At 71.3% G+C, this 21,645-nt stretch carries 22 protein-coding genes; 15 read left to right on the top strand and 7 right to left on the bottom strand.

Translation table 11 applies throughout. The features are described from left to right. Positions 1–64 precede the first annotated feature (64 nt). From atpE to PUR26_RS32660, 9 genes are all read left to right on the top strand, one after another. Complete coding sequence (atpE, locus tag PUR26_RS32700) at positions 65–298, top strand: ATP synthase F0 subunit C (protein ID WP_010474382.1); 234 nt, start codon at positions 65–67, stop codon at positions 296–298. Positions 299–339: 41 nt separating this feature from the next. Next, positions 340–885 (top strand): F0F1 ATP synthase subunit B, encoded by a 546-nt coding sequence (locus PUR26_RS32695; RefSeq protein WP_329878167.1) that lies wholly within the window; start codon positions 340–342, stop codon positions 883–885. After that, the gene (locus PUR26_RS32690; protein ID WP_329878165.1) at positions 882–1,697 is read left to right on the top strand and encodes a F0F1 ATP synthase subunit delta; all 816 of its coding nucleotides are present in this window, start codon (positions 882–884) and stop codon (positions 1,695–1,697) included. Before PUR26_RS32695 ends, PUR26_RS32690 begins: the two co-directional genes overlap by 4 nt. 140 nt (positions 1,698–1,837) lie before the next feature. Continuing rightward, complete coding sequence (gene atpA / locus PUR26_RS32685; RefSeq protein ID WP_329878163.1) at positions 1,838–3,430, top strand: F0F1 ATP synthase subunit alpha; 1,593 nt, start codon at positions 1,838–1,840, stop codon at positions 3,428–3,430. 20 nt (positions 3,431–3,450) lie between these two features. Continuing rightward, positions 3,451–4,368 (top strand): F0F1 ATP synthase subunit gamma, encoded by a 918-nt coding sequence (locus tag PUR26_RS32680; RefSeq protein ID WP_329878161.1) that lies wholly within the window; start codon positions 3,451–3,453, stop codon positions 4,366–4,368. After that, positions 4,369–5,820: a F0F1 ATP synthase subunit beta gene (atpD, locus tag PUR26_RS32675; protein WP_329878159.1), complete on the top strand. Its 1,452-nt coding sequence runs from the start codon at positions 4,369–4,371 to the stop codon at positions 5,818–5,820. A 109-nt stretch (positions 5,821–5,929) separates the two neighbouring features. Beyond that, positions 5,930–6,304: a F0F1 ATP synthase subunit epsilon gene (locus PUR26_RS32670; RefSeq protein WP_329878157.1), complete on the top strand. Its 375-nt coding sequence runs from the start codon at positions 5,930–5,932 to the stop codon at positions 6,302–6,304. A gap of 126 nt (positions 6,305–6,430) precedes the next feature. Then, on the top strand, positions 6,431–6,877 hold the full coding sequence (locus PUR26_RS32665; RefSeq protein WP_329878155.1) for a DUF2550 domain-containing protein: 447 nt from the start codon (positions 6,431–6,433) through the stop codon (positions 6,875–6,877). 12 nt (positions 6,878–6,889) lie between these two features. Further along, positions 6,890–7,723 carry a 4'-phosphopantetheinyl transferase family protein gene (locus PUR26_RS32660; RefSeq protein ID WP_329878153.1) on the top strand — a complete coding sequence of 278 codons (834 nt, stop codon included), beginning with the start codon at positions 6,890–6,892 and terminating at the stop codon, positions 7,721–7,723. Between the two features lie 39 nt (positions 7,724–7,762). Here PUR26_RS32660 and PUR26_RS32655 read toward each other — a convergent pair whose 3' ends face one another. The 3 genes from PUR26_RS32655 to PUR26_RS32645 all read right to left on the bottom strand — a co-directional run bounded on the left by PUR26_RS32655 (position 7,763) and on the right by PUR26_RS32645 (position 11,946). After that, on the bottom strand, positions 7,763–9,622 hold the full coding sequence (locus PUR26_RS32655; protein WP_329878151.1) for a glycoside hydrolase family 18 chitinase: 1,860 nt from the start codon (positions 9,620–9,622) through the stop codon (positions 7,763–7,765). A 456-nt stretch (positions 9,623–10,078) separates the two neighbouring features. After that, on the bottom strand, positions 10,079–10,744 hold the full coding sequence (locus tag PUR26_RS32650) for a response regulator transcription factor (RefSeq protein ID WP_329878150.1): 666 nt from the start codon (positions 10,742–10,744) through the stop codon (positions 10,079–10,081). After that, complete coding sequence (locus PUR26_RS32645) at positions 10,741–11,946, bottom strand: sensor histidine kinase (protein WP_329878148.1); 1,206 nt, start codon at positions 11,944–11,946, stop codon at positions 10,741–10,743. Before PUR26_RS32645 ends, PUR26_RS32650 begins: the two co-directional genes overlap by 4 nt. 159 nt (positions 11,947–12,105) lie before the next feature. Here PUR26_RS32645 and PUR26_RS32640 point away from each other — a divergent pair, with 159 nt between their 5' ends. After that, positions 12,106–12,675, top strand: coding sequence for a hypothetical protein (locus tag PUR26_RS32640; protein ID WP_329878146.1), 570 nt, complete (start codon positions 12,106–12,108; stop codon positions 12,673–12,675). Between the two features lie 87 nt (positions 12,676–12,762). On the opposite strand, the gene PUR26_RS32635 is transcribed toward PUR26_RS32640, so the two are convergent. From PUR26_RS32635 to PUR26_RS32625, 3 genes are all read right to left on the bottom strand, one after another. After that, positions 12,763–13,335, bottom strand: coding sequence for a cob(I)yrinic acid a,c-diamide adenosyltransferase (locus tag PUR26_RS32635; protein ID WP_329878144.1), 573 nt, complete (start codon positions 13,333–13,335; stop codon positions 12,763–12,765). A 119-nt stretch (positions 13,336–13,454) separates the two neighbouring features. Further along, positions 13,455–14,204 carry an ABC transporter permease gene (locus PUR26_RS32630; RefSeq protein WP_329878142.1) on the bottom strand — a complete coding sequence of 250 codons (750 nt, stop codon included), beginning with the start codon at positions 14,202–14,204 and terminating at the stop codon, positions 13,455–13,457. A 44-nt stretch (positions 14,205–14,248) separates the two neighbouring features. Continuing rightward, complete coding sequence (locus tag PUR26_RS32625; RefSeq protein ID WP_329878140.1) at positions 14,249–15,031, bottom strand: ABC transporter ATP-binding protein; 783 nt, start codon at positions 15,029–15,031, stop codon at positions 14,249–14,251. A 79-nt stretch (positions 15,032–15,110) separates the two neighbouring features. Between PUR26_RS32625 and PUR26_RS32620 the strand changes: the two genes are divergently transcribed. The 4 genes from PUR26_RS32620 (at position 15,111) to PUR26_RS32605 (ending at position 20,239) form a co-directional block, all read left to right on the top strand. After that, the gene (locus tag PUR26_RS32620; protein ID WP_329878138.1) at positions 15,111–15,749 is read left to right on the top strand and encodes a TetR/AcrR family transcriptional regulator; all 639 of its coding nucleotides are present in this window, start codon (positions 15,111–15,113) and stop codon (positions 15,747–15,749) included. A 173-nt stretch (positions 15,750–15,922) separates the two neighbouring features. Beyond that, complete coding sequence (locus PUR26_RS32615; protein WP_329878136.1) at positions 15,923–16,771, top strand: 3-hydroxyacyl-CoA dehydrogenase family protein; 849 nt, start codon at positions 15,923–15,925, stop codon at positions 16,769–16,771. A 138-nt stretch (positions 16,772–16,909) separates the two neighbouring features. Next, the gene (locus tag PUR26_RS32610) at positions 16,910–17,233 is read left to right on the top strand and encodes an STAS domain-containing protein (RefSeq protein WP_031073773.1); all 324 of its coding nucleotides are present in this window, start codon (positions 16,910–16,912) and stop codon (positions 17,231–17,233) included. A gap of 276 nt (positions 17,234–17,509) precedes the next feature. Next, complete coding sequence (locus PUR26_RS32605; RefSeq protein ID WP_329878128.1) at positions 17,510–20,239, top strand: ATP-binding protein; 2,730 nt, start codon at positions 17,510–17,512, stop codon at positions 20,237–20,239. A 109-nt stretch (positions 20,240–20,348) separates the two neighbouring features. On the opposite strand, the gene nucS is transcribed toward PUR26_RS32605, so the two are convergent. After that, the gene (gene nucS / locus PUR26_RS32600) at positions 20,349–21,011 is read right to left on the bottom strand and encodes an endonuclease NucS (RefSeq protein ID WP_329878126.1); all 663 of its coding nucleotides are present in this window, start codon (positions 21,009–21,011) and stop codon (positions 20,349–20,351) included. Between the two features lie 216 nt (positions 21,012–21,227). Between nucS and PUR26_RS32595 the strand changes: the two genes are divergently transcribed. Continuing rightward, the gene (locus PUR26_RS32595; RefSeq protein WP_329878124.1) at positions 21,228–21,620 is read left to right on the top strand and encodes an SCO5389 family protein; all 393 of its coding nucleotides are present in this window, start codon (positions 21,228–21,230) and stop codon (positions 21,618–21,620) included. The last annotated feature ends 25 nt before the right edge of the window (positions 21,621–21,645 follow it).

Raw genomic sequence — 21,645 nt, 5'->3', positions numbered from 1 at the left:
CCCTACCAACAGACGTCCGGTGGCCAACCCCCACCGGGTCCTTGAAAGAGAAGGAAGAACCGGCATGTCCGCTCTCGAGACTCTCGCCGCTGTCAACGGAAACGTCGCCTCCATCGGCTACGGCCTGGCCGCGATCGGCCCCGGCGTCGGCGTCGGCATCATCTTCGGTAACGGCACCCAGGCCCTCGCCCGTCAGCCCGAGGCGGCCGGCCTGATCCGTACCAACCAGATCATGGGTTTCGCCTTCTGTGAGGCGCTCGCCCTCATCGGCATCGTCATGGGCTTCGTCTACAAGTAAGCCGGACCGACAGCCCAACCCCTTTCACGGAAGGCACTGATGTGAACGCTCTGTTCCTTGCGGCGGCGGAGGAGCCTCAGAATCCTCTGCTCCCGCATCTCGACGAGCTCGTCATCGGCCTGATCGCCTTCGTCATCGTCTTCGGCTTCCTCGCCAAGAAGCTCCTCCCGAACATCAACAACGTTCTGGAGCAGCGTCGCGAGGCCATCGAGGGTGGTATCGAGAAGGCCGAGTCGGCCCAGATCGAAGCCCAGAGTGTGCTGGAGCAGTACAAGGCCCAGCTTGCCGAGGCCCGCCACGAGGCCGCGCGTCTCCGCCAGGAGGCGTCGGAGCAGGGCACCGCGATCATCCAGGAGATGAAGGCGGAAGGCCAGCGCCAGCGCGAGGAAATCATCGCCGCCGGCCACGCCCAGATCGAGGCCGACCGCAAGGCCGCGGCGCTCTCGCTGCGTCAGGACGTCGGCAAGCTCGCCGTCGACCTGGCCGGCAAGCTGGTCGGCGAGTCCCTCGAGGACGCCGCCCGCCAGAGCCGCACCATCGACCGCTTCCTCGACGAGCTCGAGGAGAAGGCCGAGGCCACCCGATGAACGGAGCGAGCCGCGAGGCGCTGGCTGCCGCGCGCGAGCGTCTCGACGCACTGACCGACAGCACGTCGGTCGACGCGGCGAAGCTCGCCGAGGAGCTGGCCGCCGTCACCGCGCTGCTCGACCGCGAGGTGTCGCTGCGTCGGGTCCTGACCGACCCGGCGCAGGCCGGCGAGGCCAAGGCCGAGCTCGCCGCGCGACTGCTGAGCGGTCAGGTGGGTGGCGAGACCGCCGACCTGGTCTCCGGCATGGTCCGGTCCCGCTGGTCGCAGTCGCGCGACCTGGTCGACACGCTCGAGGAGCTGGCGGCCACCGCCGACCTCACGGCGGCCCAGCAGGCCGGTGCCCTCGACGACGTGGAGGACGAGCTGTTCCGGTTCGGCCGGATCGTCGCGTCCAACCCCGAGCTGCGGGCCGCGCTGACCAACCGGTCGGCCACGGCCTCCGCCAAGGGCGAGCTGGTTCGCAGCCTGCTCGGTGGCAAGGCCGACGGGGTCACGGTGCGACTGATCGTCCGTCTCGTGACACGCCCGCGGGGACGTAGCCTGGAAGCGGGCCTCGAGTCCCTGTCCAAGCTCGCCGCGGCGCGCCGGGACCGGATGGTCGCGGTCGTCGTCTCGGCCGTGCCGCTCAGCGACCGGCAGAAGCAGCGCCTCGGCGCCGCCCTGGCGTCGCTGTACGGACGCCAGATGCACCTGAACCTGGATGTGGACCCGGCGGTCGTCGGCGGGATCTCGGTGCGCGTGGGTGACGAGGTCATCGACGGGACCATCGCGGACCGTCTCGAAGAGGCGGCTCGGCGCCTGGCCGGCTGACGCTGCGGCGTCGGACGGTCAAGACAACAAGCATCACCAGCGGCCCGGTTGGGCCGTGCAGAACTTGCAGAAGATTCCTGGGGGTCGCCCCCAGACCCCCAAAGAAACTTCGGGCCCAACAAGGAGAGCAGGGAACCCAGATGGCGGAGCTCACGATCCGGCCGGAGGAGATCCGGGACGCGCTGGAGAACTTTGTCCAGTCGTACCAGCCGGACGCGGCCTCGCGCGAGGAGGTCGGTACGGTCAGCGTTGCCGGCGACGGCATCGCGAAGGTCGAGGGCCTTCCCTCGGCCATGGCGAACGAGCTGCTGAAGTTCGAGGACGGAACCCTCGGTCTCGCCCTCAACCTCGAGGAGCGCGAGATCGGTGCGGTCGTCCTCGGCGAGTTCAGCGGCATCGAGGAGGGGCAGCCGGTCACCCGTACCGGTGAGGTCCTCTCCGTCGGCGTCGGCGAGGGATACCTGGGTCGCGTCGTCGACCCGCTCGGCAACCCGATCGACGGCCTCGGCGAGATCGCGACCGAGGGCCGCCGCGCCCTCGAGCTGCAGGCCCCGGGCGTCATGGCCCGTAAGTCGGTGCACGAGCCGATGCAGACCGGCTACAAGGCCGTCGACGCGATGGTGCCGATCGGCCGTGGCCAGCGTCAGCTGATCATCGGCGACCGCCAGACCGGCAAGACCGCCCTGGCCGTCGACACGATCATCAACCAGCGTGACAACTGGCGCACCGGCGACCCGAAGAAGCAGGTCCGCTGCATCTACGTCGCCATCGGCCAGAAGGGCTCCACCATCGCGTCCGTGCGCGGCGCGCTGGAGGAGGCCGGCGCCCTCGAGTACACGACGATCGTCGCCGCCCCGGCGTCCGACCCGGCCGGCTTCAAGTACCTGGCGCCGTACACCGGCTCGGCCATCGGCCAGCACTGGATGTACGACGGCAAGCACGTCCTCATCATCTTCGACGACCTCTCGAAGCAGGCCGACGCCTACCGCGCCGTGTCGCTGCTGCTGCGCCGCCCGCCGGGCCGCGAGGCCTACCCGGGTGACGTCTTCTACCTGCACTCGCGTCTGCTGGAGCGCTGCGCCAAGCTCTCCGACGACATGGGCGCCGGTTCGATGACGGGCCTGCCGATCGTCGAGACCAAGGCGAACGACGTGTCGGCGTTCATCCCGACCAACGTCATCTCCATCACCGACGGCCAGTGCTTCCTGGAGTCCGACCTGTTCAACGCCGGCCAGCGTCCGGCCCTGAACGTCGGTATCTCGGTCTCCCGTGTGGGTGGTTCCGCCCAGCACAAGGCCATGAAGCAGGTCTCCGGCCGTCTGCGCGTGGACCTCGCCCAGTACCGCGAGCTGGAGGCGTTCGCCGCCTTCGGTTCCGACCTGGACGCGGCCTCCAAGGCGCAGATGGAGCGCGGCAAGCGCATGGTCGAGCTGCTGAAGCAGGGCCAGTACCAGCCGATGCCCGTCGAGGAGCAGGTCGTCTCCGTCTGGGCCGGTACCACCGGCAAGATGGACGACGTCCCGGTCGAGGACATCCGCCGCTTCGAGGCCGAGCTGCTGGAGTACCTGCGCCGTGAGCGCAAGGACCTCCTGACCGGCATCGCCGAGGGCGGCAAGATGTCGGACGACACCCTCACCTCCGTCGCCGACGCGATCGCCGCCTTCAAGCAGCAGTTCGAAACCTCGGACGGCAAGCTTCTGGGCGAGGACGCTCCGGTCAGCACGGCCAAGTAACGACGGAAGGGACCTGACTCATGGGAGCGCAGCTCCGGGTCTACAAGCGTCGTATCAAGTCCGTCACCGCGACCAAGAAGATCACCAAGGCGATGGAGATGATCGCCGCCTCGCGCATCGTCAAGGCGCAGCGCCAGGTGGCGGCCTCGACGCCGTACGCGACCGAGCTCACCCGTGCGGTGACCGCGGTGGCGACGGGGTCGACGACGAAGCACGCCCTGACCACCGAGGCGGAGAAGCCGACCCGCGCCGCGATCCTGCTCATCACGAGCGACCGCGGTCTGGCCGGCGGCTACTCCTCGAACGCCATCAAGGCGGCGGAGGAGCTCACCGGGCGCCTCCGCGCCGAGGGCAAGGAGGTCGACGCGTACATCGTCGGCCGCAAGGGTGTGTCGTACTACGGCTTCCGTGAGCGCAAGGTCACGGACTCGTGGACGGGCTTCACCGACAACCCGACGTACGCGGACGCCAAGGCTGTCGCGGCGCCGCTGATCGCGGCGATCGAGAAGGACACGGCCGAGGGTGGTGTGGACGAGCTCCACATCGTCTTCACCGAGTTCATCTCGATGCTCACGCAGACCCCCGTGCAGAGCCGGCTGCTGCCGCTCAGCCTGGAAAAGGCTGCGGAGGAGTCGGGGACGAAGGGCGAGATCCTTCCGCTGTTCGACTTCGAGCCGTCGGCTGAGGACGTCCTCGACGCCCTCCTGCCGCGCTACGTCGAGAGCCGGATCTACAACGCGCTGCTCCAGGCGGCTGCTTCCAAGCACGCCGCCACCCGCCGCGCGATGAAGTCGGCGACCGACAACGCCGGGGAGCTCATCAAGAGCCTCTCCCGGCTTGCCAACGCGGCCCGCCAGGCCGAAATCACCCAGGAAATCAGCGAGATCGTCGGTGGCGCCAGCGCCCTGGCCGACGCGACCGCGGGGAGTGACAGGTAAATGACGACGTCTATCGAGCAGACCGGGACGGCCGCAGCCACGGGCCGCGTCGCCCGTGTCATCGGCCCGGTCGTCGACGTGGAGTTCCCCGTCGACGCGATGCCGGAGATCTACAACGCGCTTCACGTCGAGGTGGCCGACCCGGCCGAGGACGGGAAGCTGAAGACGCTGACCCTCGAGGTCGCCCAGCACCTCGGTGAGGGTGTGGTCCGCGCGATCTCGATGCAGCCCACCGACGGTCTGGTCCGCCAGGCCGCGGTGGTCGACACCGGCGACGGCATCACCGTCCCGGTCGGCGACTTCACCAAGGGCAAGGTGTTCAACACCCTCGGTGAGGTGCTGAACAAGCCCGAGGAGAACGCCAACATCGGCGAGCGCTGGGCGATCCACCGCAAGGCCCCCGGCTTCGACCAGCTCGAGTCCAAGACCGAGATGTTCGAGACCGGCGTCAAGGTCATCGACCTTCTCACCCCGTACGTCAAGGGTGGAAAGATCGGCCTGTTCGGCGGTGCCGGTGTCGGCAAGACCGTTCTGATCCAGGAAATGATCTACCGCGTCGCCAACAACCACGACGGTGTGTCGGTGTTCGCGGGCGTCGGTGAGCGTACCCGTGAGGGCAACGACCTCATCGACGAGATGAGCGAGTCGGGCGTCATCGACAAGACGGCGCTCGTCTTCGGCCAGATGGACGAGCCCCCGGGCACCCGTCTGCGCGTCGCCCTGGCCGGTCTGACCATGGCGGAGTACTTCCGCGATGTCCAGAAGCAGGACGTGCTGTTCTTCATCGACAACATCTTCCGGTACACCCAGGCCGGTTCCGAGGTGTCGACCCTGCTCGGCCGTATGCCCTCCGCGGTGGGCTACCAGCCGAACCTGGCCGACGAGATGGGTCTCCTCCAGGAGCGCATCACCTCGACGCGTGGCCACTCGATCACCTCGATGCAGGCGATCTACGTCCCCGCGGACGACCTGACCGACCCGGCTCCGGCCACCACCTTCGCCCACCTCGACGCGACGACGGTTCTCTCCCGTCCGATCTCGGAGAAGGGCATCTACCCGGCCGTGGACCCGCTGGACTCCACGTCCCGGATCCTGGACCCGCGCTACATCGCGCAGGAGCACTACGACGCCGCCACGCGCGTCAAGGGGATCCTGCAGAAGTACAAGGACCTCCAGGACATCATCGCGATTCTCGGTATCGACGAGCTGGGCGAGGAGGACAAGCTCGTTGTCCACCGTGCCCGTCGCGTGGAGCGCTTCCTGTCCCAGAACACCCACGTCGCCAAGCAGTTCACCGGCGTGGACGGTTCGGACGTGCCGCTCGACGAGTCGATCGCCGCGTTCAACGCGATCTGCGACGGTGAGTACGACCACTTCCCCGAGCAGGCGTTCTTCATGTGCGGTGGCATCGAGGACCTCAAGGCCAACGCCAAGGAGCTCGGCGTCTCCTGAGCCCCGTGCTCCCCGAAGGGGGCGGGTCCGTCCCGCCCCCTTCTCCACGCCCCTTAGAATTGACCCAACACCCGGCACATCCGCCGGGTGGTGACCCGAGGAGCCACCCTTGGCTGCTGAGCTGCACGTCGAGCTGGTCGCCGCGGACCGGAGTGTCTGGTCCGGCGAGGCCACCCTGGTCATCGCGCGCACCACGTCCGGCGACATCGGCGTCATGCCCGGCCACCAGCCGCTGCTGGGTGTGCTGGAGTCGGGCCCGGTGACCATCCGTACGAGTGAGGGCGCCACCGTCGTCGCGGCGGTGCACGGCGGTTTCATCTCGTTCGCGGACAACAAGCTGTCCCTGCTCGCGGAGATCGCCGAGCTCGCGGACGAGATCGACGCCCAGCGCGCGGAGCGTGCGCTGGAGCGCGCGAAGTCGGATTCGGACGCCGCCGCCGAGCGGCGCGCCGATGTACGGCTGCGCGCGGTAGCGGTGCGCTAGCGCACCGCGCCGACAGTTGTGCCCTCAGCCGCGGCCGGTCTGGAATCATCCAGACCGTGCCGCGGCTGAGGCGATGCGGGTGCAGGTGTTTTTCCGTTACGGGACGATGCGAGGAGGTCGGTGGAGATGTTCCTCGCTCTGCTTGTGAGCGCTCTGGTCGTCGCACTGGTGGTGATCGGGCTCTTCGTCTTCGGACTGCGGCGACGGCTGATCCAGCGGTCGGGCGGTACGTTCGACTGCAGCCTGCGCTGGAACGTTCCGGAGGACGGTGACACCTCCGGCAAGGGCTGGGTGTACGGCGTCGCCCGTTACAGCGGCGACCGCGTCGCCTGGTTCCGTGTCTTCTCCTATTCGCCCAGGCCCCGCCGCATCCTGGAGCGCTCCGGCATCGAGGTGCTGGCGCGCCGGATGCCCGACGGCGAGGAGGAGCTGGCGCTGCTCTCGGACGCCGTGATCCTGGGGTGCCTGCACCACGGGACCCGTCTTGAGCTGGCGATGAGCGAGGACGCGCTCACCGGTTTCCTCGCGTGGCTGGAGGCGGCGCCGCCCGGCCAGCGGGTCAACGTGGCCTGAGGCCGGCTCCCGGTGTCGCGCCCCGCGCGTGCCCTGCCGTACGACGCCCCCGGAGCGGTGCCGCCGGCCGAGAAGTACGACATCCCCCTGGTCAGGGCGGGCGAATGCCATGTGTGGATCGCCCAGGCCGTGTCCGTGCCGGCCCTGCTGGACCTGCTCGACGAGGGGGAGCGCGCCCGCCATGACGGGTTTCTGCGGGACGGCCCCCGCGCTCTGTACCTGACCGCACACGCGCTGCTGCGCCGGCTGGTCGCCGCCCAGCTGGGGAGCGATCCCCGCGAGGTGCGGTTCACCCATGTGTGCAAGCACTGCGACGATCCCCGGCCGCACGGCAAGCCGGGCCTCGCGGGCGCCGATCTGGAGTTCTCGCTGTCGCACTCGGGGGACCGGGTGGCGGTCGCGCTGTCCCTCGCCGGGCCCGTCGGTGTCGACGTCGAGCGGGTCGCCGACTACCCCGATCTTCCCCTGGCCGTGCTCGGACCGTCGGAGCGCGGCGAGCTCGACCGGGTCCCGGCGTCCGGACGGGCCGCGGCGTTCACCCGTTACTGGGCACGGAAGGAAGCGGTGCTCAAGGCCACCGGGGACGGGCTGATGACCGACCCGGCGCTGCTGACGGTGAGCCCGCCGGGCGCCCCGGCCGCGCTGCTCGCATGGCCCGGACGCGCAGAGCCGCACCTTCCGGTGCGGCTCTGCGATCTCGACGTGCCCGACGGGTCCGGTCCCGATGGGGGGACCGGTGCCGGTGACGGCTACCGGGCCGCGGTGGCCGTCCTCGGCACCGGGTGTGCGCCGGTGGCGCACGCGGTGGCACACAGCGGGGACGGCGCGTTGCGCCGCCCCCGCTGAGCCGGACGGTCCGTTGGGAGCCGGACCGTCCGCGGCGGACTATCCGAGGCCGTTGTGGATGGCGCTCACGAGCTCGCCGTTGCTGGTGTCACCACTGAACTCCCAGAAGAACGCGCCGCCCAGTCCCTGGGTCTTCGCCCAGCTCATCTTGGACGTCACGGTGGCCGGGGTGTCGTAGCTCCACCAGTTGGTGCCGCAGTGCGCGTACGCCGTGCCCGCGACCGTGCCGTTGGCGGGGCAGGACGCCTTGAGGACCTTGTAGTCCTCGATGCCCGCCTCGTACGTGCCCGCCGCCGGGCCCGTCGCGGTGCCGCCCGGCTCCTTCTGGGTGACGCCGGTCCAGCCGCGGCCGTAGAAGCCGATGCCCAGCAGCAGCTTGTTGGCCGGGACGCCCTTGGCCTTGAACTTGGCGATCGCCTCGGCGGAGTTGAAGCCCTGCTGGGGGATGCCGGCGTACGAGGTCAGCGGCGAGTGCGGAGCGGTCGGACCGTTCTTCGCCCAGGCGCCGAAGAAGTCGTACGTCATGACGTTGTACCAGTCGAGGTACTGGGCGGCGCCGCCGTAGTCGGCGGCGTCGATCTTGCCGCCGGCGGAGGCGTCCGCCGTGGTGGCCGCGGTGATGAGGTTGTTCGGGCCGAACTTGGCACGCATCGCCTGCATCATGTTCTTGATGGCGGCGGGACCACTGGTGTCACAGGTCAGACCGCAGGAGTTGGGGTACTCCCAGTCGAGGTCGATGCCGTCGAAGACATCGGCCCAGCGCGGGTCCTCGACCAGGTCGTAGCAGGACTGCGCGAAGGCGGTCGGGTTCTTGACCGCGTCCGGGAAGCCGCCGGACCAGGTCCAGCCGCCGAACGACCACAGCACCTTGATGTGCGGGTACTGGGCCTTCAGCTTGCGCAGCTGGTTGAAGTTGCCGCGCAGCGGCTGGTCCCAGGTGTCGGCCTTGCCGTCGACGGACTGGTCGGCGGTGTAGGCCTTGTCGTAGTCGGCGTAGGCGTCACCGATGGTGCACTTGCCGCCCTGGACGTTGCCGAAGGCGTAGTTGATGTGCGTGATCTTCGCGGCCGAACCGGACGTCACCAGGTTCTTGACGTGGTAGTTGCGGCCGTAGACGCCCCAGTTGGTGAAGTAGCCGAGCTTGACCGAGGAGCCGGGGCCGGGGCCGGGGCCCGGGCCGGGGTCGCCGCCGGTGGTGCGCACGGCGCGGGCGCCGCTGACCGGGCCGGTCTGGCCGGCGGTGTCACGGGCCTGGACGGAGTACGAGTAGTCGGTCCCGGCGGTCAGGGCGGTGTCCGAGTACGTCAGGCCGGTGACGGTGGCGACCTTGGCCCCGTCGCGCAGGACGTCGTAGTTCTTGACGCCCTTGTCGTCGGTGGCCGCGGCCCAGGACAGCTTCACCGAGGTGTCGGTGATGTCGGAGGCGGTGGGCGTACCGGGCGCGGTGGGCGCGGTGTCGCCGGGGACGCTGCCGCCGTCACAGGAGTTGCCGTTGAGCTTGCAGCCGGAGGGGGAGCCGGTGCCGCTGCCGTTGAACCCGAAGGAGACGGAGGCGCCGGGGGCGAGAGTGCCGTTCCAGCCGAGGTTCTTGGCGGTCCAGTGGGTGCCGGTGCTGGTGACGGTGGCGTCCCAGGCGGAGGTGACGGAGGTGCCGGAGGGGAAGTCCCACTCGACGGTCCAGTTGGAGAGGGTGGTGGTGCCGGTGTTCTTCACCGTCCACCTGCCCTCGAAGCCGGAGCCCCAGTCGGACGCCTTGGTGTAGGCGGCGGTGGCGGACTCCGCGGCCTCGGCGGGGGTGGCCAGGCCGACCATGGCGGCCAGCGGGAGCAGCAGGGCGGTGACGCCGGCTGCTGCTCTGGACCTGAATCTGCTTCTGCGCGGGGGCGCTTCGGTGCTCAACGGTGCTCCTCACGTTGCGGATGGGCGGGGCAGGGGTTGTCCGTGAACAAGTGCGCGCGTGCCGTGAGATTAGGGAGGTCTGGACCAATCGTCAATAGGTCCAGACCAAAGGAGAGTTGGCGTGAACCCACTGCCCGCCTCTCGCCGGGCGCCCCCTCGGCACGTCGGCGTCACCCCGCACCGAGCTCCTCGGGCTCCCCGGTTTCAGGGCCTTGACCAGCGCCTTCACCGGCTCGCGGCCGACTCGCCGGCCACTCTCCGGGACCGCTCCCACCCGCGCCCCCCGGCGTCCGTACGGGGTCCCGCCGGAGCGCGCCCGGAGCCCGCAGGGGCCTTCGGCCGATCTCCGCCGGTGCCCGCCGGTGCCCGTCGGCGCCCCACCCGGTGTGCCGGCGCGGTGGCCGGCGCCCGTAGCCCTGCCCCGGCCCCCGCCTTCCGGCCTGCGGGCCCCGGCGCTCAGACCCCCAGTTCCTGGGCCAGCACCGCCGCCTGCACCCGGCTGCGCAGCTCCAGCTTCCCCAACAGCCGGCTCACATGGGTCTTCACCGTCGCTTCCGCCATGCCCAGGCGTACCGCGATCTCCGCGTTCGACAGCCCCTGCCCCAGACACGAGAACACCTCCCGCTCCCGCCGGGTCAGCGCGTCGAGCACCGCCGTGCCGGGTGCGTCCGGGGCCCGCGCCGGCCGCGGCGAGGCGAACTCGGCGATCAGCCGGCGCGTGACGGCCGGGGCGATCAGCCCCTCGCCGCGCGCCACCGTCCGTACCGCTTCCAGCAGGTCCCCGGCCTCGGTGTTCTTCAGGAGGAAGCCCGCTGCGCCCGCGCGCAGCGCGCCGAAGACGTACTCGTCCAGATCGAAGGTCGTCAGGACGAGCACATCGGCGATGCCCTGCCCCACCACCTCGCGCGTCGCGGAGACCCCGTCGAGCCTGGGCATCTGAATGTCCATCAGGACGAGATCGGGACGCAGCTCGCGGGCCAGCCGCACCGCCTCCTCGCCGTCCCCGGCCTCCCCGACGACCTCGATGTCGGCCGCGCTGCCGAGGATGAGGACCAGCCCGGCGCGTACCGCGCTCTGGTCCTCGGCGACCAGGACGCGTACGCGCCTGCCTGTGTCTGTCATGCCGACGGCTCCTTGTCGTCCTCCGCCACGGGCAGCACCGCCCGGACGCGCCAGATCTTCGCGGGACCCCCCGGCGGCCCATCGGCCGGCCCCGCCTCGAACTCCCCGCCCAGCAGGGCGATCCGCTCCCGCATCCCCACCAGCCCGGCGCCCGAGCCGGGTGCCCGGGGGCCCGGCCCGCGGCCGAACGGGCTGGTCACCTGGACCGTCACGGCGTCCTGGGTGTGCGTCAGGGCGACGGTGACCAGCCCCTCGTCCGCGTGCTTGAGCGCGTTGGTCAGCGACTCCTGCACGATCCGGTAGGCCGCCAGCTCGACCGGCGCCGGCAGCGCGGCGCCCGGCTCGCGCTCATCGGTCAGTACGAAGGCCAGACCGGCGGCCGAGCCGTTGGCCCCGGCCTGGCGCACCAGGGCGTCCAGGCCCGCCAGGGTCGGAGCGGCGGCCGGTCCGTCCTGGCCGCCGCTGTCACGCAGCAGGCCGATCAGCCGGCGCATCTCGGCCAGCCCCTCGACGCTGTTCTCGCGGATGACCCCGAGGGCGTCCAGCGAGGTCTTCGGAGTGTTGAGCGAGAGCGCGGCGGTGGAGTGGATGGCGATCGCGGAGAGGTGGTTGGCGACCATGTCGTGCAGCTCGCGGGCCATCCGGGCGCGTTCCGCGGTCACCGCCTGCACCCGGTCCATCTCGGCCAGCAGGGCGGTCTGCTCGGCCCGCAGCCGGGCGGCGTCGGCGGCCTGCCGGTGGTTGCGGACGATCGCCCCGGTGACGGCGGGGAAGAACGAGACCAGCGCCGTCACCACGCCGATCAGCAGCGCGACCGGCTCCCGGATCCAGGCCAGGGAGCCGATCGTGACACCGATCGTGATCATCGCGGTGGTGACCGGAATGCGACGGGCGGAGGCGGGCGGTCCGTAGACGACGGCGGCGTACACGAGGTCCGCGAACATCAGGACCGTCGCCAGACTGCCGTAGGTGAACTGGTCCGCGACGATCGCCACCGTGCCGATGACCAGGGCGGCCCGGGGCATGGTCCTGCGCACCAGTTCCAGCGCGGCGGTCACCGTGAGCGGCACGAGCACCAGCCAGGACGCCGTGAGCGGCGCACGGGTCTGGCTGGTGAGCCCGAGTCCCCACAGCAGCAGGCCGCCGGCCAGTCCGGCTGCGGCGATCAGCACGTCGTCGCGAGGGGGGCGGGGGAGGGTCACGGTCCCATCCAACACGGTCGGCGCGGCGCCGGCCTCGACTTGCGGGCTGAGCCTCGCCTCCATCGAACGATGCAGTCGCCCCGCGTACTTTCGTCTTGCGCGACGACGATTCGCGGCCCGGCTCCGCACAGGCTGGAGGCATACCGAAGGGAGAGCGCCGTGATCGTCGCGCTGATCGTCATCTGTGAGGTCGGATTCTGGGTGCTGCTGGCCGCCGGTCTCGCCACCCGCTACCTGTGGGGAAGACCCCGCGCGGGCGCGGCGCTGCTCCTGTGCGAGCCGCTGCTGGAACTCGTGCTGCTGGTCGCCACCGTGCTGGACCTCAAGAACGGCGCGGCCCCCAGCTGGACGCACGGACTGGCCGCGCTGTACATCGGCTACACGGCCGGCCACGGCCACCGCACCGTCACCTGGCTCGACGGCCACGCCGCGCACCGTTTCGGCGGCGCGCCGCCGCCGGCGAAGCCGCCGCGCTACGGCATGGCCCGGGCCCGGCACGAGGGCCGGATCTGGCTGGGCACCCTGACGGGTGCGGCGGTCGCGACGGGTCTGCTGATGGCGGCGATCCGGTACGTGGGCGACGCGAGCCGGACCGGTCCGCTGGAGGACTGGATGCACGGGGCGTGGCGGGCGGCCGCCATCCACGGCGTGATCGCGCTCACGTACGCCGTGTGGCCGAAGAAGGCCCCTGAGACCAAGGAGCGGGAACCGGTCAGGATCGAGCGGTAGCCCCCGCGCGGATCGGCCCGAAGGGCGGGCGGACCCCCTTCGGGCGGACCCCCTTCGGGCGGACCCCGATGTTTTCCGGGCCTGCCCCTAGCGCTCCCCGCCCGGCACCCACAGGACGTCCCCGACCTCCTTGTTCGCCGTCCTCGCGAGGATGAACAGCAGGTCGGAGAGCCGGTTCAGATAGGTCGCCGTCAGGGCGTTCATCGTGTCGCCGTGCACCTCGATCGCGGCCCACGTCGAGCGCTCCGCCCGTCGTACGACGGTGCACGCCTGGTGCAGCAGGGCCGCGCCCGGGGTGCCGCCCGGGAGGATGAAGGAGCGCAGCTTCTCCAGCTCCTCCAGGAAGCGGTCGCAGTCCGCCTCCAGCTTGTCGACGTAGGACTGCTCCACCCGCAGCGGCGGGTACTCCGGGTTCTCGACCACCGGCGTCGCCAGGTCCGCGCCCACGTCGAACAGGTCGTTCTGGACGCGGACCAGGACCTTGACGACCGCCTCGTCGAGCCGGCCCAGCGCGATGGCCGTGCCGATGACGGCGTTGGCCTCGTTGGCGTCGGCGTACGCGGAGATCCGCAGGTCCGTCTTGGCGGTCCGGCTCATGTCGCCGAGCGCCGTGGTGCCCTTGTCGCCGGTGCGGGTGTAGATACGCGTCAGGTTGACCATGCGGTCAGCGTAGTGAAGGGGGAGTCCGCCGGGACAGGCCGGGCTCGCGCGCCGCCCGCGCCTCCCCGCGCGCCGGCCAGGTCCGGCGCGCGTCCGCGCCGTGCTCCGCCCCCGCGCTCCTACGCCCCGGCCTTGCGGTGCACCCGGGTGCCGACCGTCAGGGCGAGCGCCGTGAAGGCGGCGGCGACCAGTACGCCGTACAGCATGGCCGTGCTCGCGTAGTCGCCGACGTACCCGGCCCGTACCGCGTCCACCAGGTAGCGGAACGGCATGAAGTGGGACAGCACGTCCAGCCAGACCGGCGCCAGCGCCATCGGCAGCATCAGTCCGGACAGCAGCATGGACGGCATCGTCAGCGCGTTGACGACCGGCCCGAACTCATGCGCCTTGGAGACCTTCAGGGCGAGCGCGTACGAGAGCGAGGCGAGCGCCATGGTGAGCACGCCGACGAACGCGAACCCGATCAGGATCCCGCCGAGCGGCGCCCGCAGCCCCATGGCCACGGCCGCGACGACGAGCAGGACCGCCTGGAAGACGAAGAGGGCGGCGTCGCGCAGGACCCGCCCGAGCAGCAGCGCGAGCCTGCTGACCGGCGTGACCCGCATCCGCTCGACGACCCCCATCTGCTTCTCGATGATGATCGCGAATCCGGAGAACGACGCTCCGAAGAGGGCCAGCTGGAGCAGCAGCCCGGGCACGAGGATCTGCCAGGAGTCGCCCTGCGTGCCGAGCGGCAGACCGGTCAGCAGCGGGCCGAAGAAGAGCAGGTAGAGCAGCGGCATCAGGACGCCGAAGAGCATCTGGAACCGGGAGCGCAGGGTCTGGCGCGCGTACCGCCCGAAGACGAGCGCGGTGTCGTGGAAGAACATCGGGAACTCCTTGGTACCGCCCGGCCGTGCGGGCCGGGGCGGGTTCAGACCGCTACGGGTGCGGTGTCGACGGGCGCGGGGCCGCGCCCGGTGATGGCCAGGAAGGCGTCCTGGAGCGTCGCGTGGGGGGACCCGGCGTACCGCTCCTTGAGCGCGGCCGGCGTGCCCTCGGCGATGACCGCGCCCTTGTCGACGACGACGAGCCGGTCGGAGAGCTCGTCGGCCTCGTCGAGGTAGTGGGTGGTGAGGAAGACGGTCGTGCCGTACTCGTCGCGCAGCCGCCGCACCAGCTGCCACAGGTCGGCGCGGCTGCCCGGGTCGAGTCCGGTGGTGGGTTCGTCGAGGAAGAGCACCTCGGGGCGGTGGGTGAGGCCCATCGCGAGGTCGAGGCGCCGCCGCTGACCGCCCGAGAGCGCGGCGCACGGCCGGTCGAGCAGTTCGGTCAGGTCCAGGTCGCGGGCCAGCTCGCCGGCCCGGGCTGCGGCCTCGGCCCTGCTCAGGTGGTAGAGCCGGCCCTGGGTGATGAGCTCCTCGCGCACCGGGACGCTGAGGTCGACGCCGCCGGACTGGGCGACGTATCCGATCTTCCGCCGTACGCCGACCGGATCGCCGATCAGGTCGCAGCCCGCCACGGTGGCCGCGCCGCCGGTCGGCGGGAGCAGCGTGGTGAGCATCCGCAGGGTGGTCGTCTTGCCCGCGCCGTTGGGCCCGAGGAAGCCCAGGATCTCGCCCGCCGCCACGGTCATGTCGATGCCGCGCACGGCTTCGACGGGGCCGCCGGGAGTGCGGAAGGTATGGGCCAGTCCGGCCGTGCTGATGATTGCCATGCCCCCAGAAAAACAGAGCGACTTAAATTTTGCAACGACACCAAGTTTCCATCGGGCCCAAGAAAGTTAGGATGGGGGCATGACCGAGGGACTCAGAGAGCGCAAGAAGCGGCAGACCAGGCAGCTCATCTCCGACGTGGCCACCGGCCTGTTCCTGGAGCGCGGCTTCGACGCGGTGACCGTCGCCGAGGTGGCCAAGGCCGCGGACGTCTCCGTGAACACCGTCTACAACTACTTCCCGGCCAAGGAGGACCTCTTCCTCGACCGGGGCGAGGACGTCGTGGACCGGCTCTCCCGTCAGGTGCGCGGCCGCCGGGCCGGCGAGTCGGCGGCCGACGCCGTCCTGCGCGAGCTGCGCGCCGCCGTCGTGAGCCTCTCGCCCTCCATCGGCCTCTTCGGCGGCTGGGCCGACTTCATGCGGGTCATCGTCGACGCGCCCACCCTGCGCTCCCGCCTCTGGGCCATCCAGCAGGAAGCCCTGCACGACCTCACCGCGACCCTCGCCGCCGAGACCGGCGCGGCCGAGGGCGACCCCATGCCCACCCTCGTCGCCGGGCAGCTCTCCTGGGTGCACAGCACCCTGATGGGCTGGATCGGCTCGGCGATGGCCGAGGGCCGCGAGATCGGCGAGGTGGCCCGGGAGGCCCTCGGGGTCCTCGACGAGATGGAGGAGCTGCTCGCGCCGAAAGTGCTCACCTACGCCGTGCGGATCGTATGACCGGGCTCACCTGACGGCGCGTATCAGTGTGATGTCCGTCATCTGAGACGTGACGCGCATCTCTTCACCGCCACAGCGCCGTCGCCGGGCGCTAACCTCCGCCGGAGAGCTGAAAAGTTGGGCGTACCCCCACGCCGCCGGGCGGAGGGGGAAGGTGTCTTAAGGGGTGGATCGTGGCCAGGAAGCTCGCCGTCATCGGTGCCGGACTCATGGGTTCCGGAATCGCGCAGGTCTCGGCCCAGGCGGGCTGGGACGTCGTGCTGCGGGACGTCACCGACGAGGCCCTGACCCGAGGTACGGACGGCATCAAGGCGTCGTACGACAAGTTCGTCGCCAAGGGCAGACTCGAAGCCGCCGACGCCGAAGCCGCGTTGGGCCGCATCACCACGACCACCGACCTCGACGCGGTCGCCGACGCCGACATCGTCGTCGAGGCGGTCTTCGAGAAGCTCGAGGTCAAGCACGAGATCTTCCGTACGCTCGACAAGCTCGTACGGGACGACGCGGTCCTCGCCTCCAACACCTCCGCCATCCCGATCACCAAGATCGCCGCGGTGACGCAGCGGCCGGAGCGGGTCGTCGGCGCGCACTTCTTCTCCCCGGTCCCGATGATGCAGCTCTGCGAGCTGGTGCGCGGCTACAAGACGAGTGACGAAACCCTCGCCCGGACCCGCGAGTTCGCCGAGTCCGTCGGCAAGACCTGTATCGTCGTCAACCGCGACGTCGCCGGGTTCGTCACCACGCGCCTCATCTCGGCCCTGGTCGTCGAGGCCGCGAAGCTGTACGAATCGGGCGTCGCCTCCGCCGAGGACATCGACATCGCCTGCAAGTTGGGCTTCGGTCACGCGATGGGCCCACTGGCCACCGCGGACCTCACCGGCGTCGACATCCTGCTGCACGCCACCAGCAACATCTACACCGAGTCCCAGGACGAGAAGTTCGCCCCGCCGGAGCTGATGCGCCGGATGGTGGACGCGGGTGACATCGGTCGCAAGAGCGGGCAGGGCTTCTACAAGCACTGAGCCGTTCCGAGCCGTCCGTCATCACTCCTCGGGGTGAATTCGGTATCGGTTCGCTTACAGCTGGCAACTTCCGGACCGGTCGGGCAGTCAGTTGTTGCATAGAAAGACGTGACGACAAAGCACTCTCGGGGAGCGCATATGCACATCAGGGGCGACCACGCCGAGCTGGTCGTCGGGGGCCGCCTCGACGTCCGCAGCGCGGCGGACGCCCGTACGGTCCTGCACTCGGCCGTCGACGACGGAGCCGGCGACCTGGTGCTGGACCTGACCGGTCTCGACTCCTGGGACGCCACCGGACTGGGCGTCATCATGGGCGCCCACCGGCGGGCGGGCCGGTGCGGCCGCAGGCTGGTACTGCGGGGCGTACCGCCCCAGATGCAGCGCCTGCTGGTGGCCACCCGGCTGCACCGCATCCTCGCCATCGAGGGCGGCATCGCAGCCGAAACGTTGCCCCGGGTGTGACAGCGGCCCCGGCCCCCTCCCGTTGGGCCCGGACGACCCCGGCACCCGCGCCGTAGGGGTCCGGGCGAATCGCCCCACTCGCACAATCCTCACGAGACTGTGACGTCCTGGGCGCACGGCACCCCGGCTGTTCATGGATACTGTCCGGAAGTCTAGGGTTCGGTCGCCTGCCGATTGACGAACCCATACGGCGGGCACCGGACCGGAAGCGACAGCGGGCGTGCAGACAGGCCGGGAGGGGCTTTCGCACGTAGCGCTTTTGGGGGGCTTTGGACCATGGACCCGATGAACCGGGGACCGGAAGAGTACGGCCACGACAACGACGACAGCGGCGAGGCCTCCGGCCGGCCGCACGCCTCGCGGGACGACGCGACGCCCGACCTCGGGCAGGCGGCCGCCACGACACCCCCGCCCGTGCGCACCGCGCAGCTCGTCTCGGGCGACTTCCTGCTCACGGTCAACCCGGTGGACGGCAGCGAGATCGAGCCCTGCCCGCCCGGCCGCCGGCCCGACACACCTGTCCGGCACACCCCCGAGGAGCGCGCGGAGCTGGCCCGTGCCGCCGGTCCGCCGGTCCCGCCGGGACCCGCGGCCCCGCCGCTGCCCCTGCTGGAGCGCGACGAGGAGCGCGAGCGACTGGTGCGCTTCCTCGCCCGCGGCCGCTCCGTACGGCTGGCCGGGCCCGCCGGCTCGGGCCGCACCGCCCTGCTCGACGCGGTCGCGGCGGACTGCGCCGAGCTTGCCCCCGACGGGGTCGTCCGGCTCAACGGCCGCCAGCGCACGCCCGGCGAACTGCTCCACGAACTCCTCGCCACCGTCCACCGCGCGCCCGCGTACCGCCCCGACCGGGCGGAACTGCTCGGCCTGGTCCGCGACATCGGCGCCGTCGTGGTCCTCGACGACCTGGAGTTCGGCGGGTCCGCGCTGGACGAACTGCTCGACGCCACCCCCGAGTGCGCCTTCCTGATCGCCGTCACCCCCGACGTCGCCGCACCCTCGGCCGGCTCGCACCTCGAAGAGATCGTCCTCTCCGGACTGGGACGCGGCTCCGCGCTGGAGCTGCTGGAGCGGGTCGTCGACCGGCCGCTCACCGACGACGAGGCCAACTGGGCCGGGGACCTCTGGTTCGAGTCCGAGGGGCTGCCCCTGCGCTTCGTCCAGGCCGGAGCCCTGCTGCGCCAGCGCGACCTGCTGCGCACGGGCCCCGCCCCGGCCGACGACGGCGACCCCGACCCCGACAGCGTGTTCACGGACGGCCGCGACGTACCGCTGCCGAGCCTCGGCGACGGGGCCGCACCCGCCGGGCTGCTCGCCTCCCGGCTCTCCGAGTCCGCCCGCGAGACCCTGCGCTTCGCCGTGGCACTCGGCGGCGAGGTGCCGCACCAGGCGCACCTGCCGGCCCTCGTGGGGGACACCCACGCGGACGCCGCCCTCGGCGAGCTGCTCACCTGCTCCCTGCTGACACCGGTCGGCACCCGGTACCGGCTCGCCACCGGCATCACCGCCCAGCTGCTGGAGGCCGGGTACGGCGAGGGCGCCGACGCCCGCGCCCACACCGTCGCACGGCACTACGCCTGGTGGACCGGGCATCCCTCGGTCACGGCCGAGCGGGCCTGCGCCGAGGCGGACGCCGTGCTCGCCGCGATGACCGCGCTGCTGCCGGCCACCGGGGGCTCCGACGCCGAGGCCGGCCACGCCAGCGCGGCCGTCCTGCTGGCCCGCAGCGCGGCGCCCGCCTTCGCGGCCGGCCTGCACTGGGGCGCCTGGGAACGGGCGCTGCGCACCGGTCAGGAGGCGGCCCGGATCGCCGGAGAGGTCGCCGAAGAGGCGTACTTCCACCACGAGCTGGGCGTCCTCGCCCTGTGCGCCGGCAACCTCGACCGCGCCCGCGCCGAGCTGGAGGCGTCGATCGGCATGCGCGGGGCGCTCGCCGACAAGCGCGGCACGGTGGCGGGACGCAGGGCGCTCGCCCTCGTCGCCGACCGCGAGCGCGGACCCCTGCTCGGCGGACGTACGGCCGCCGGTGAGGAGGTCCCCGCCGCACGGTACGAGGAGTCCGCCTCGCCGCCCGGCGGCGTATCGTCCTCACGCTCGCCGGCCAAGACCTCCGGGGCCTCCGCCCTGCCGTACATCCCCGGCCTCTCCCGGCCGCCCGCCGAGGCCGCCCCGGCGGTCGTCACCGGCCAGGAACCGCCGGTCGCCCGGAGCGCCCCGACGACCCGGCGCGCCATCCTCAGCGGGGCCCGGCGCAACCTGGTCGCCGCGGGGGCGGGCGCGCTGCTGGCGGCCGTGCTCGGCACGGTGGTGACGCTGGGCGCGACCTCGGGCAGCGAGGACGCCGAAGGCGGTTCCGACCGGGTCACCTCCGACCAGTCGGCCAACGAGGACGGCGGCGACGGCGGCATGGTCGCGGACGAACCGGGCCAGCACTCCACCCGGCGCCCCGGCGACGGCGGTGGTTCCACCGGGGGCTCCGGCGCCACGGGCGGCTCCGGCGGCCCCGGCTCCTCCGCCCGCCCCGGCGAGACCGGCTCGGCCGGCACCCCCTCGGAGCCGGGCGGCGACCCGTCGACGACCGGCGGCACGAGCACCGGCGGCACCTCGCCGACGACCGGCGGCAGCTCCACCACGACCGGCAGCGGCTCACCGACGACGGGCGGCAGTTCGTCGCCGACCACGGGGGGCAGCGGTTCGCCCACGACCGGGGGCAGTTCGTCACCGACCACCGGGGGCAGCGGTTCGCCCACGACGGGCGGCAGTTCGTCGCCGACCACGGGCGGTTCGCCGACGACCGGCGGGACCGACACCGGAGGCTCCACCACCACCGGTGGTTCGCCGACGACCGGCGGGACCGACACCGGAGGCTCCACCACCACCGGTGGTTCGCCGACGACCGGCGGGACCGACACCGGCGGCACCACCACGGGCGGTGCCGGGGGAGGCACCACCGGCGGCGGCGACCCCGTCACCTCCAGTGCGGCGGCGCCCAGCGAATCGGCGTCCTGAGACCGACGGCACACGCGTACGGCCCCGGGCGGTGGCAACCGCCCGGGGCCGTACGCATCGCATTGCGTGCACATGGCGCGTTCCCGCCCTCTCATGGGCGGGGAACCGGTCAGAACAGCCGCAGCTTGTCGTCCTCGATGCCGCGCAGTGCGTTGTAGTCCAGCACCACGCACCCGATGCCCCGGTCCGTCGCCAGGACCCGGGCCTGCGGCTTGATCTCCTGCGCGGCGAAGACGCCCTTCACCGGCGCCAGGTGGGGGTCCCGGTTCAGCAGCTCCAGATAGCGGGTGAGCTGCTCCACACCGTCGATCTCGCCGCGGCGCTTGATCTCCACGGCCACCGTCGCGCCGTCCGAGTCCCGGCACAGGATGTCCACCGGCCCGATGGCGGTGGGGTACTCGCGGCGGATCAGCGTGTATCCGGCGCCCAGTGTCTCGATCCGGTCGGCGAGCAGCTCCTGGAGGTGCGCTTCCACGCCGTCCTTGATCAGGCCGGGGTCCACGCCCAGCTCGTGCGAGGAGTCATGGAGGACCTCCTCCATCGTGATGATCAGTTTTTCGCCCGCCTTGTTCACGACCGTCCACACACTGCCGTCCCCCTCCTTGAGCGTGCAGGGGGGCGACATCCAGTTGAGCGGTTTGTACGCCCGGTCGTCTGCGTGGATGGAGACGCTGCCGTCTGCCTTGACCAGGATCAGACGGGGGGCGGAGGGCAGGTGGGCGGTGAGCCGGCCCGCGTAGTCCACGGAGCAGCGGGCGATGACGAGACGCATGGTCGGCAACGCTACTCGACACATACGCTTCCGCGCGATTCGGCCCTAAACCCCCGTTCGTCGTTGGCCGGTTGTGTCCCAATCTCCTGGTGCGGTCCGGACAGCGCGCTTACGGTGGAAGCAGGAGGTTGTCGCTCGTGCACTCTGCGTGTCGTACGAGCGTTCTCCTTCCCTGCCCGTAAGGCCCCGCGGTTCGGGGTCGCGAGAGGAGAACCCATGTCGCTCGACGTCTCACCGGCGCTGTTGGAACAGGCCGAGCGAGGCGAGGTCGACGAAGCCGACTTCGTCGACTGCGTCCGGACCTCCCTGCCCTTCGCATGGGAGATGATCAGTTCGCTGGTGGCTCAGCTGAAGGTGGACGGTGGTGCCTTCGCCGACAACCAGACGCCGCCGCCGAACGAGCAGGCGCGCGGCCAGCTGCTGCGCGCGCTCGCGAGTGACGCGATCCGGGGTGCGCTGCAGCGGCACTTCGGTGTCCGTCTGGCATTCCAGAACTGCCACCGCGTCGCGGTGTTCCCGCTGGACTCCTCGGTGGACGAGCGGCTGGCCCGCTTCACTTCCGTCCGTGGCCAGCTGCTGAACCAGTCGCCCGAACTGCGCGACTGCTGAAAAGCCTTGCGCTGCCGCTCCGCAT

The sequence above is a fragment of the Streptomyces sp. SP18CS02 genome (assembly GCF_036322365.1).
In the GTDB taxonomy this organism is placed as follows: Bacteria; Actinomycetota; Actinomycetes; order Streptomycetales; family Streptomycetaceae; genus Streptomyces.
The sequence above is the reverse complement of the archived record's forward strand: the minus strand, read 5'-3'. Positions and strand labels throughout refer to the sequence as shown.